This window comes from Streptomyces sp. NPDC038200, assembly GCF_055600785.1.
In genome coordinates this window covers 158941-170043 of sequence record NZ_JBVJYH010000010.1, presented here as the reverse complement: position 1 = coordinate 170043, position 11103 = coordinate 158941, and the positions used below count along the sequence as shown (strand labels likewise).

10 protein-coding genes are annotated in these 11103 nt (G+C 70.9%); 5 read left to right on the top strand and 5 right to left on the bottom strand.

All coding sequences use genetic code 11. The annotated features are described in order from the left end of the window. The first annotated feature begins 56 nt into the window (after nt 1–56). The 5 genes from kdpF (at nt 57) to ACZ7KF_RS22080 (ending at nt 5504) form a co-directional block, all read left to right on the top strand. Nucleotides 57–146 carry a K(+)-transporting ATPase subunit F gene (gene kdpF / locus ACZ7KF_RS22100; RefSeq protein ID WP_016434100.1) on the top strand — a complete coding sequence of 30 codons (90 nt, stop codon included), beginning with the start codon at nt 57–59 and terminating at the stop codon, nt 144–146. Between the two features lie 32 nt (nt 147–178). Further along, nucleotides 179–1840: a potassium-transporting ATPase subunit KdpA gene (gene kdpA, locus ACZ7KF_RS22095; protein WP_471077812.1), complete on the top strand. Its 1662-nt coding sequence runs from the start codon at nt 179–181 to the stop codon at nt 1838–1840. Between the two features lie 32 nt (nt 1841–1872). Next, nucleotides 1873–3975: a potassium-transporting ATPase subunit KdpB gene (gene kdpB / locus ACZ7KF_RS22090; protein ID WP_471077507.1), complete on the top strand. Its 2103-nt coding sequence runs from the start codon at nt 1873–1875 to the stop codon at nt 3973–3975. A gap of 5 nt (nt 3976–3980) precedes the next feature. Then, nucleotides 3981–4688 (top strand): potassium-transporting ATPase subunit C, encoded by a 708-nt coding sequence (locus tag ACZ7KF_RS22085; RefSeq protein WP_471077504.1) that lies wholly within the window; start codon nt 3981–3983, stop codon nt 4686–4688. A 132-nt stretch (nt 4689–4820) separates the two neighbouring features. After that, entirely contained in the window at nt 4821–5504 is a 684-nt protein-coding gene (locus ACZ7KF_RS22080; RefSeq protein WP_471077501.1) for a response regulator, read from the top strand. Between the two features lie 57 nt (nt 5505–5561). Here ACZ7KF_RS22080 and ACZ7KF_RS22075 read toward each other — a convergent pair whose 3' ends face one another. From ACZ7KF_RS22075 to ACZ7KF_RS22055, 5 genes are all read right to left on the bottom strand, one after another. Next, nucleotides 5562–6431, bottom strand: a complete 870-nt coding sequence (locus tag ACZ7KF_RS22075) for a carbohydrate ABC transporter permease (RefSeq protein ID WP_471077498.1) — start codon at nt 6429–6431, stop codon at nt 5562–5564. Continuing rightward, entirely contained in the window at nt 6428–7390 is a 963-nt protein-coding gene (locus tag ACZ7KF_RS22070) for a carbohydrate ABC transporter permease (RefSeq protein WP_471077496.1), read from the bottom strand. Before ACZ7KF_RS22070 ends, ACZ7KF_RS22075 begins: the two co-directional genes overlap by 4 nt. After that, the gene (locus ACZ7KF_RS22065; protein ID WP_471077493.1) at nt 7384–8712 is read right to left on the bottom strand and encodes an ABC transporter substrate-binding protein; all 1329 of its coding nucleotides are present in this window, start codon (nt 8710–8712) and stop codon (nt 7384–7386) included. Before ACZ7KF_RS22065 ends, ACZ7KF_RS22070 begins: the two co-directional genes overlap by 7 nt. Continuing rightward, nucleotides 8709–9689, bottom strand: a complete 981-nt coding sequence (locus tag ACZ7KF_RS22060; protein ID WP_471077490.1) for a GNAT family N-acetyltransferase — start codon at nt 9687–9689, stop codon at nt 8709–8711. Before ACZ7KF_RS22060 ends, ACZ7KF_RS22065 begins: the two co-directional genes overlap by 4 nt. Nucleotides 9690–9787: 98 nt before the next feature. Beyond that, nucleotides 9788–10984, bottom strand: a complete 1197-nt coding sequence (locus ACZ7KF_RS22055) for an exo-beta-N-acetylmuramidase NamZ family protein (RefSeq protein ID WP_471077487.1) — start codon at nt 10982–10984, stop codon at nt 9788–9790. Nucleotides 10985–11103: the final 119 nt, after the last annotated feature.

Sequence of the window (11103 nt, the reverse complement as noted above, 5' to 3'; positions counted from 1 at the left end):
ACCGTGCTCGCGGCTTTCGCGCTGGTGGCCCTCGTCGCCAAGGGGGTGACGAAGCTGTGACCGCCGAGAACATCGTCGGCCTCGTCGTGGCCGTCGCCCTGCTGGGCTACCTCGTCCTCGCCCTGATCTTCCCGGAGAGGTTCTGACGGTGACATCAGCTGCTACCGCAGCGGGCGCCGTGGGTCCCGTGTCCGCGGGCGTCCTCCAGCTGCTCGCCCTCATAGGCGCGCTGGCGCTCGTCTACATCCCCCTCGGCACCTACATGGCCCGGGTCTACTCCTCGAAGCGGCACCTCAGGGTGGAGAAGTGGATCTACCAGAGCATCGGTGCCGACCCGGACACCGAGATGACCTGGCCCGCGTATCTGCGCTCGGTCCTCGCCTTCTCGGCCGTCGGTGTCCTGTTCCTCTACCTGCTCCAGCGGCTCCAGGGCGTGCTGCCCGGCTCGATGGGCTTCTCGTCAGTGAACCCGGCGCAGTCGTTCAACACGGCCGTGTCGTTCGTGACCAACACCAACTGGCAGTCCTACTACGGCGAGCAGACCATGGGGCACGTCGTGCAGACCGCCGGTCTGGCCGTGCAGAACTTCGTCTCCGCGGCCGTCGGGATCGCCGTCGCCGTGGCACTGGTGCGCGGCTTCGCCCGCTCGCGCACCGGTGAACTGGGCAACTTCTGGGCCGACCTCGTGCGCGGCACCCTGCGGATCCTGGTGCCGGTCGCGGCCGTCGCCGCGGTGGTCCTGGTCGCCTGTGGCGCGATCCAGAACTTCTCCGGCATCCACGAGGTCGGACAGTTCATGGGCGGCTCGCAGCAGTGGAACGGCGGCGCGGTCGCCTCCCAGGAGGCCATCAAGGAGCTGGGCACCAACGGCGGCGGCTACTTCAACGCCAACAGCGCCCACCCCTTCGAGAACCCCACGCCCTTCACCAACCTGTTCGAGATCTTCCTCATTCTGGTGATCCCGTTCGCACTGACCCGCACCTTCGGTGTGCTGGTCGGCTCGGTGAAGCAGGGCTACGCCATCCTCGCCACGATGTTCACCATCTGGCTCGGTTTCACCGCCCTGATGATGTGGACCGAGTTCGCCCACCACGGCCCGGCGCTCCAGGCCGCCGGCGGCGCGATGGAGGGCAAGGAGGTCCGCTTCGGCGTCGGCGGCTCGTCGATCTTCGCGGTGGCCACCACGCTCACCTCGACCGGTGCGGTGGACTCCTTCCACTCCTCCTTCACCGGCCTGGGCGGCGGCATCACCATGCTCGGCATGATGCTGGGCGAGATCGCGCCCGGCGGTACCGGCTCCGGCCTCTACGGCATGCTGATCATGGCGGTCATCGCGGTGTTCATCGCCGGCCTGATGGTCGGCCGTACGCCCGAGTACCTCGGCAAGAAGATCGGCGGCCGGGAGATGAAGCTCGCCGCCTGCTACATCCTGATCACCCCGGCGCTGGTGCTCGTCCTCAGCGCGGCCTCCATGGCCCTGCCGACCCCGCCGCACTCGATGCTCAACTCCGGCGCGCACGGGTTCTCCGAGGTCCTCTACGCCTTCACCTCGGCCGCGAACAACAACGGCTCGGCCTTCGCCGGCCTGAACGCGAACACCGACTGGTTCAACACCATGACCGGGCTCGCGATGCTGCTCGGCCGATTCCTGCCCATGATCTTCGTCCTGGCACTGGCCGGCTCGCTCGCCGAGCAGCAGCCGGTCCCGGTCACCGCGGGCACCCTGCGCACCGAGAAGCCCCTGTTCACCGGCCTGCTGGTGGGCGCGATCCTGATCATCACCGGTCTCACGTACTTCCCCGCCCTCGCCCTGGGCCCGCTCGCCGAAGGGCTGGCGTGATGACCACCCGTACACAGAAGCCAGAGGACTCCATGTCCACCGTCACACCCACCCGGGCGCCGCACAGCGACGTCCCCACCGGCCACCAGCCCGCGGAGGGCCGGGTCGGAGCGGGCCTGTTCGACCCCAAGCAGCTGGTCAGATCCCTGCCGGAGGCGTTCCGCAAGCTGGACCCGCGGGTGATGGTCACGTCGCCCGTGATGTTCGTGGTGTGGATCGGGTCCGTCCTGACCACCGTCTTCTCCGTCAAGGACCCGGGCGACTGGTTCGGCTGGACGATCAGCGCCTGGCTGTGGCTGACCGTGATCTTCGCCAACCTGGCGGAGGCGGTCGCCGAGGGCCGGGGCAAGGCACAGGCCGACACCCTGCGCAAGGCCAAGACCGACACGGTCGCGCGCCGACTGCTGAAGGACGGCTCGCAGGAGCGGGTGCCGGGCACCGCGCTGACCATCGGCGACCGCGTCGTGTGCGAGGCGGGCGACATCATCCCCGGCGACGGTGACGTCGTCGAGGGCGTGGCCTCGGTGGACGAGTCCGCGATCACCGGCGAATCGGCCCCCGTCATCCGTGAGTCCGGCGGCGACCGGTCGGCGGTCACCGGCGGTACGAAAGTCCTGTCCGACAGGATCGTCGTCCGGATCACGACGAAGCCCGGCGAGACCTTCATCGACCGGATGATCAACCTGGTCGAGGGCGCGGCCCGGCAGAAGACGCCGAACGAGATCGCGCTGAACATCCTGCTGGCCTCGCTCACCATCGTCTTCCTGCTGGCCTGCGCCACGCTGCCGCCGTTCGCGGACCACGCCGGCACGCACCTGACCATGGTCGTCCTGGTGGCCCTGCTGGTCTGTCTGATCCCGACCACCATCGGCGCGCTGCTGTCCGCCATCGGCATCGCGGGCATGGACCGTCTGGTGCAGCGCAACGTGCTGGCCATGTCGGGCCGCGCCGTCGAGGCCGCCGGCGACGTCTCGACCCTGCTGCTCGACAAGACCGGCACCATCACCCTCGGCAACCGTCAGGCCGCCGAGTTCGTGCCGGTCAAGGGGGCCACCGAGGCGGAGGTCGCCGACGCGGCCCAGCTGTCCTCGCTCGCGGACGAGACGCCCGAGGGACGGTCCGTCGTCGTCCTGGCCAAGGAGAAGTACGGGCTGCGCGAGCGGCACCAGGGCGAGCTGGCGCACGCCGAGTGGATCGGGTTCACCGCCCAGACCCGCATGTCGGGCGTGGACGTCGACGGCCGCAGGATCCGCAAGGGAGCCACCGCCTCGGTCATCGCCTGGGTCGAGGAGCAGGGCGGCACGGTCGCCGGGGACGCGGACGGTATCGCCGGCCGCATCTCCGAGGCGGGCGGTACCCCGCTCCTGGTCGCCGTCCACGACGACGACGGTGCCCGGGTCCTCGGCGTGATCCACCTGAAGGACGTCGTCAAGGACGGTATGCGGGAGCGGTTCGAGGAACTGCGCCGCATGGGCATCAAGACCGTCATGATCACGGGTGACAACCCGCTGACCGCCAAGGCGATCGCCGAGGAGGCGGGCGTCGACGACTTCCTCGCCGAGGCCACCCCCGAGGACAAGATGGCCCTCATCAAGCGGGAGCAGGCCGGCGGCAAGCTGGTCGCGATGACCGGTGACGGCACCAACGACGCCCCGGCCCTCGCGCAGGCGGACGTCGGCGTGGCGATGAACACCGGTACGTCGGCCGCCAAGGAGGCCGGCAACATGGTCGACCTCGACTCCAACCCGACCAAGCTCATCGAGATCGTCGAGATCGGCAAGCAGCTGCTCATCACCCGCGGTGCGCTGACCACGTTCTCCATCGCCAACGACGTCGCGAAGTACTTCGCGATCATCCCGGCGCTGTTCGCGGCGGTCTACCCCGGCCTGGACAAGCTGAACATCATGCGGCTGTCCTCGCCGGACTCCGCGATCCTGTCGGCCGTCGTCTTCAACGCGCTGATCATCATCGCGCTGGTGCCGCTGTCCCTGAAGGGCGTGCGGTACCGGCCGATGAGCGCCGACCGGATGCTCCGCCGCAACCTCGGCATCTACGGCATCGGCGGGCTGATCGCCCCGTTCATCGGCATCAAGATCATCGACCTGCTCATCTCTCTGATCCCCGGGATCGGGTGAAGGACATGACCAACTCTTTCGTGAACACGGCCCGGTTGCTGGGCGCGGGCCTCAGGGCCCTGCTCGTCCTGACCTTGGTCACCGGCGTCATCTATCCACTGGTGGTCACCGGCATCGCCCAGGGCCTGTTCCCCGGCAAGGCGAACGGCTCCGAGATCAAGGCGGACGGCAGGGTCGTCGGCTCGTCCCTGATCGGGCAGTCGTACAACCTGCCGCTGAAGAAGGGCCAGGAGACCCCGCAACCCGACCTGAAGTGGTTCCAGGGCCGCCCGGCCGACGGGCTCGGCGGCAACAGCGTCAACACGCGGTACAAGCTGATCCTCTCGGGCGCCACCAACCTGGCCGCCGACAGCGGCGCCGTGAACGGCAAGTGCCCCGACAAGCCCGACGACGGCACGCTCTGCGCCCAGGTGCTCGCCGCCAAGGACGCCGTCGTCAAGGACAACTCGGTCGCCGGCTACACGGTGAAGCCGTCCGACGTCCCCGCCGACGCCGTCACCTCGTCCGGCTCCGGCCTGGACCCGGCCATCTCCCCGGAGTACGCCGAACTCCAGGTCCACCGGATCGCGGCGAAGAACGGCCTGGCCGTCGCACAGGTCGAGCAACTGGTCCGGAACCACACGCAGGGCCGCGTCCTCGGCTTCATCGGTGAGCCCCGGCTGAACGTCCTCGAACTCAACATCGCGCTCAAGGACCTCGCCGCGCAGCAGTGACGGCCCTGAGCGACCCGCACGGGAGCCGGCGGCGAGGGAGGCCTCCCGAACCGTCGGCTCCCGCCGCCATGACGTCGGCCGCCCCGCTTCCGGCACCCACGGACCGACGTACGACAGGAGAGGCACACACCCATGACCCGGGTGCTCGTGGTGGAGGACGACCCGCAGCTCGTGCGGGCCCTCGTCATCAACTTGCAGGCACGGCGCTACGGCGTGGACGCCGCCCCCGACGGGGCCACCGCCCTCCGGCTCGCCGCCGCGCGTCCGCCCGACGTGGTCCTGCTCGACCTCGGCCTGCCCGACATGGACGGCGCCGACGTCATCACGGCACTGCGCGGCTGGACGCGCGTACCGATCGTGGTGCTGTCCGCCCGGCGGTCGTCCGACGAGAAGGTGGCCGCGCTGGACGCGGGCGCCGACGACTACGTCACCAAGCCGTTCGGCATGGACGAGCTGCTGGCCCGGCTGCGGGCCGCCGTCCGCCGGACCGAGGACACGGAACTCGTCCGCGAGCCGACCCTGGTCGAGACGGCACACCTCAGCATCGACCTGCTCGCCAAGAAGGTTCTGCGGGACGGCAACGACGTCCGGCTGACGCCGACCGAATGGCACCTGCTGGAGATCCTCGTGACCCGTCCGGGCCGGCTGATCACGCAGCGGCGACTCCTCCAGGAGGTGTGGGGCGCCACCCACGGCGACAAGACCAACTATCTGCGGGTCTACATGGCTCAACTCCGCCGCAAACTCGAAGCCGACCCCTCCCACCCGCGCCATCTCATCACCGAGCCCGGCATGGGCTATCGCTTCGAGGGATGACGAGGCACACGCCGGCTCCGCCTCGGCCCGGCCGGCCGCGTGCCTCCCGTGTCCCTCTCACTTCAGGCCACTGAGCATGACGCCCCGGATGTAGTGCTTCTGCAGCAGCAGGAAGAGGAGCAGGACCGGCAGGACGCTCAGCACGAGGCCGGCCATGACGATCGGCATCGTGCGGGCCGGGTCGACGTGGTCCTGCAGGAGCTGGATGCCGACGGGCAGCGTCATCACGTCCGGGTCGGCCGTCGAGACGAGCAGCGCCCAGATGTACTCGTTCCAGGCGTCCACGAAGGTCAGCAGCCCGAGCGTGACGATCACCGGCTTGGTCTGCGGCACCACGATCCGCCACCACACCGCGAACTCCCCGGCCCCGTCGAGGCGTGCGGCCTCCAGGACCTCGTCCGGGATGGAGACCATGAACTGGCGCGTCAGGAAGATCCCGAAGCCGTTGACGAGGAACGGCATGGCGAGCGCCGCGATGCTGACGGTCAGGCCGGCCCCGCCGCGCCCGAACAGGTCGTTGCCCCCGGCCAGCGGCCAGTGCACCAGGATCATGAAGTGCGGGATGAGGAAGACGAACGGCGGGAACATCATCGTGGACAGCACCAGACGGAAGACGAAGTCCCGCCCGGGGAAACGCAGTTTGGCGAGCGCGTAACCGGCGAGGGAGGACGTCAGCAGCACCGACGTGGTGATCGCGGTGGTGACGACGACGCTGTTGCGGAAGAGCAGCGGCAGATCGAGCTGGTCGATCGCAGCCCGGTAGTTGGACAGGTCGAACGCCTTGGGCAGGAAGCGGTACGGCAGCGTGCCGGCCTCACCGGGCCCCTTGAAGGACGTCATCACCATGTCCAGGAACGGCACCACCGTGAGCACGGCGCCCGTCACGACCAGCAGGGACGAGAACCACGGGAAACGGCGTCGGGTCATGCGTCCTCCCCCTTGCGCCGGAAGAGCCACAACTGCGCCAGGGTGACCGCGAGGACCACCAGGAACAGCACGAAGGCGGCGGCGCTCGCGGTGCCCCAGTCGCCGTACGAGAAGGCCTGCCGGTACATCTCCAGCGCCGCCACATCGGTCGCGTCTCCCGGGCCGCCCTTGGTCATCACGTTGATCAGCGCGAACGACTGCAGGCCGGAGAGGAACTGGGTGATGCACACGAACAGCAGGGACGGCCGCAGCAGCGGCAGAGTGATCCGCCAGAAGACGGTGACGGGCCCGGCACCGTCGAGCGCGGCGGCCTCGTAGTACGACTGCGGAACGGACTTCAGCCCGGCGGTCAGGACGAGGATCGCCGAGCCGACGGTGGCCCAGGCCTGGACGACCACGACCGACGGAAGCGCGGTGTCCGGATCCTGCAGGAACGCCGTCGAGCCGAGCCCGAGGGCGTTCAGGACGCCGTTGACGAGGCCGCCCGGCTCGTACATGTACTTCCACACGTTGCCGACGGCGACCACCGTCGTGACGATCGGCAGGAAGTACAGGGTGCGCCACAGCCCCTGGAACCGCAGCCTGTCGATGCAGGTGGCGACGAGCACGGAGCCGGCGAGCGCGAGGGCCACGGTGCCCAGGGCGAACAGCAGCGTATTGGTCAGGATCGGTGCCAGGAAGGTCGATCCGTCCGCGAACAGACCCGTGAAATTGTCCAGGCCGACCGGATCGATGTCGCCGAGTGCGAACCCGGTCCAGCGGGACATCGACAGCAGCAGCGCGAAGCCGAGCGGCAGGACCAGGAAGACCGCGAAGAACAGCAGCGCCGGCGCCAGGAAGAGATAGGCGACGACGGCCTGCCGGCGGTGGGCCCGGCCGTGGCGGCCGGCGGCCGTCGCGACGGACCGCGGACGGTGCGCCGCCCGCCCGGTCGTCTCCGGGGTGAGGGTGTTCACCATGAGCGCGACACCTCCTGGTCGACCTGACGGCGGGTGGTGCGCAGGGCCTCGTCGACCGACTGCTGTCCGGTCCACAGCGCCTCGATGTTCTTGCGCAACAGCGACTTGGCCTGCTGCGCGCCCGGCCCGTTCGGCTCCGGCACCGCGTACGCCAGCGCGTCCCGGAAGGGGCGCAGATTCGGATCACCGCCCTCGCCCAGGAGCCCCCGCATGTCGTCGGCGCGGCCGGTCAGGGAGCCGACCGACACCTGCAGCACGCTCATCCGGGTCGCCGGCGCACCTTTTCCGCGCACCCGACCCGCGTTGAGCCAGCGCAGGAACTCCCAGGCCGCTTGCGGGTGTTCGCTGGCCGCGTTGACCCCGAGCATGAAGCCGGTGGCGAGCGTGGCCCGTTGGCCACCCGCCTCGGGGACGGGCACCGGCGCGACACCGACATCGGCGTAGTCCTTCCCCATCAGCGACTTCAGGCTCCCGGTCCACCAGCCGGCGCTGATCACCATGGCCACCTGCCCGGACGCGAACGCCTTGTAGACGTTGACGCCGGGATCGCTCGCGCCGCGGGCGACGAGGCGGTGCTCCAGACCGAAGACGGCCCGGCCGGCGGGCGAGTCGATGACGGTGCGCCTGCCGTCCCCGGAGAGGAACGATCCGCCGGCGGCGTGGAGCAGCGCGAGGGTCTGACCGACGGTGGTGGAGTCGTCGGCGGTGGACAGTCCGAAGCCCTGGACCAGTGTGTTGCCGTACCGGTCCCGCCGGGTGGTGCGGTAGGCCGTCTCCTCCAGCTCCGGCCAGGTCCGCGGAGGACCGTCGACGCCGGCCTCGCGCAGCAGCCGCTTGTTGTAGTAGAGGGCGTACGTCTGCACCTCGGTGGGATAGCCGTAGACCGTGCCTCCCACCGACGCGGAGACGACCGCCGCCTCGCCGTAGCCGCGCCGGATCTCCTCGGCGTGCTCCGAGGGCGCGGGCCGCAGGACACCGGCCCGGACGAGCTGGCCGTTCCACAGGCAGTACGGGTGGAGGATGTCGGCGCCCTGCCCCGCGGCCTGCCGGACCATGAACGTGGTCAGCAGGTCCGTGAACTCGACCGCCTTCGTCCGCACCTTCACCCGGTCGTGGGTGGCGTTCCACTCGTCGACGGGCCCCCGCAGAGCCTCCTGGAGCTCCCCGCTCGCGTAGTGGGAGAGCAGGGTGAGGACGATCGGATCCCCGGGGCGCCCGCTGCCCCGGCGCGGCCCGGCACAGCCGGAGGCGAGCAGGGCCGACGGGAGCGCCAGCGCGAAGTGACGGCGGCTCGGGCCGTCCCCGGGGCGTGGCCGCGTCACCGGGCGGCCTCCCGGCGCAGCACGCGGAACACCCGGGTCGTGGTGAAGCCGGCCTTGCGGTACAGGTGGCCCGCCGGGGACCGCTCGCCGGTCCACAGGAACCACGCGGAGTGCGCCCCGCACGCCCGCATCCGCTCCAGGACCAGATGGAGCAGGACCTTGCCGAGCCCGGTGCCGCGCATCTCCTCCACCACCCCGAACGGCCCGAACCGCTCGTCCGTCGCCCCGTAGGCGCCGTGCATCGCCCAGCCGGCCAGGCGGCCCGAGGGGTCCCGGGCGACGACGATCCGGTCGAGCGGCGTGCCCGCGGTCAGACACTCCCGGATCGCCCGCGCCCAGTCCGGCGTGAAGCGGTTCCCGGCGAGCGCGAGCAGCTCCACCAGGTCGTCGTCGGACGGGGTGGCGAACCGGTGGCCCCGCGCCGTCAGTTCGTCCCGGCGGAGGGCGGCGTCCTCGGGGAAGCGATAGCCGACCAGGCCGCGGTCCATCGCCGCCGCCTCGTACAGCGTCCGAAAGCCCAGGGACGCGAGGAGCCCCGCCGCTTCCGGGTACGCCTCGGCGTCCAGACCCGGGAGGACGTAGTTCGGGGTGTACGAGGAGAAGTCCACCCGAGTGCGGCCGTGGCCGTGCAGCCAGTCGAGGGCGTCGGTCAGCAGCCGGCGGCCGAGGCCGCGCCCGCGGGCGGCCGGATCGACGAAGAAGAACGGGATCCAGCCCTGCTCCGGCTCCAGATCGGTGCCGGTCATCGGCGTCAGACGGCGTACCGCGTAGGCCGCGCCCACGATCCGGCCGCCGTCCACGGCGATCCGCAGCCCCTCCGGGTCGAAGTTGGCGTCGAGCAGCACCAGGGAGCGGAAGCGGTCCGCGGTGACGGGGTCGGCGGGTGCGCTCCGCCGCCACACCTCCACCAGCTGCGGGCCGTCGCCCGCGCGAAAGCCGCGGACTCCGGCCCGGGATGGCGTCGTGCGATCGGTCATCGACGGGGTTGTCCTTCCGGGCGGTGCGGCAGGCCGCGGGGGCGGGGGCAGCGGGTCTCAGGGGGTCTCAGGGGGTCTCAGGGGGTCTCAGAGACGTCTCAGGGGTAGAGCAGCACGCCGTCGCCGGCCCACCGGCCGGGCGGCGCGGGCGGATCGCACAGCGGCAGCGGGTCCTCTCCGCCGTCGACCGCGCGCCGCAGCCGGTCGGACCCCCACAACAGATCGATGAAGTGACGGTGACCGCTCTCCTGCGTGCCGCCGTCCACGGTGTGCCAGGCGAAGTCGTCGGGGTACAGCCGCCGCAGCGTGGCGAGCATCGCGACGGCGGTGCGGACGGGGGCGAACGCCTCGCGGTCCGTGACATGGAGCTGGACCCCGCGCAGCGTCCGTCCGGCGTGCTGGTGGAACGCCGGTACGAACCGCAGGTCGCGGAAGCGCACTCCGGGCAGGCCCAGTGCGGCGAGCGAGGGAGCGAACCGCGCGTCGATGTACGGCGCCCCGACGATCTCGAAGGGCTGCGTGGTGCCCCGGCCCTCCGAGACGTTCGTCCCCTCGAACAGACAGGTGCCGGGGTAGACGGTGGCGGTGGCGGGCGTCGGGATGTTCGGCGAAGGCGCGACCCAGGGCAGGCCGGTGGCCGCCGCGTCCATGGCACGCCGCCAGCCGACGGCCTCGATCACCGTCAGGTCGGCGGTGTCGCCCGCTGCCCGGGGCACGGCCGAGGCGTTGAGACGCCGGGCGAGTTCGCCACAGGTGAGTCCGTGCCGGACGGGTACCGCGGCGCGCCCGACGAAGCTCGCCCACGCCTCATCGAGCAGCGGGCCCTCGCTGACGCGTCCGCCGAGGGGATTGGGCCGGTCGGCGACGATGAACCGCACGCCCGTACGGGCCGCCGAGACCATCAGGTCGAACATGGTCCACACGTAGGTGTAGCACCTGGCCCCGATGTCCTGGAGGTCGTACACCAGGGCGTCGACGCCGCTGTCGGCCAGCATCTTGTCGAGGCGCTCACCGCTGGACCGGTAGGTGTCGTACACGGGCAGGCCGGTGGCCGGGTCCGTGCGGGCGTCCTCGCTCTCGCCGGCCTGGCCGGTGCCGTGCAGCCCGTGCTCGGGACCGAACAGGGCGACCAGCCGCGCGCCGGCCAGGAGCAGCGCGGGCGCGGCCGGGCGCAGGTCGGGGAGGACGCCGGTGTGGTTGGTCACCAGTCCGAGCCGGCCGGGCCCGGCGAGTTCGGGCGCCGCGTGCAGCCGGGCGATCCCGGTCGTCACCGTGCCGCGGTCGGCCGTGCTCATCCATCGCCCCCGTCTGCCGGACCTCTCGAAGCGGTGGGCGGAAATTTACTGGTATGTCGCGGATTCACCAATGGGACGTGCCGAAGGCGCACGCGGGATCTCGCACCGTCGACCGGACC

Excerpts from the sequence above, each read along its gene's own strand:
- kdpB (WP_471077507.1), top strand. The coding sequence starts at position 1,873 with ATGTCCACCGTCACACCCACCCGGGCGCCGCACAGCGACGTCCCCACC.
- ACZ7KF_RS22085 (WP_471077504.1), top strand. The coding sequence starts at position 3,981 with ATGACCAACTCTTTCGTGAACACGGCCCGGTTGCTGGGCGCGGGCCTC.
- ACZ7KF_RS22080 (WP_471077501.1), top strand. The coding sequence starts at position 4,821 with ATGACCCGGGTGCTCGTGGTGGAGGACGACCCGCAGCTCGTGCGGGCC.
- ACZ7KF_RS22075 (WP_471077498.1), bottom strand. The coding sequence starts at position 6,431 with ATGACCCGACGCCGTTTCCCGTGGTTCTCGTCCCTGCTGGTCGTGACG.
- ACZ7KF_RS22070 (WP_471077496.1), bottom strand. The coding sequence starts at position 7,390 with ATGGTGAACACCCTCACCCCGGAGACGACCGGGCGGGCGGCGCACCGT.
- ACZ7KF_RS22060 (WP_471077490.1), bottom strand. The coding sequence starts at position 9,689 with ATGACCGATCGCACGACGCCATCCCGGGCCGGAGTCCGCGGCTTTCGC.
- ACZ7KF_RS22055 (WP_471077487.1), bottom strand. The coding sequence starts at position 10,984 with ATGAGCACGGCCGACCGCGGCACGGTGACGACCGGGATCGCCCGGCTG.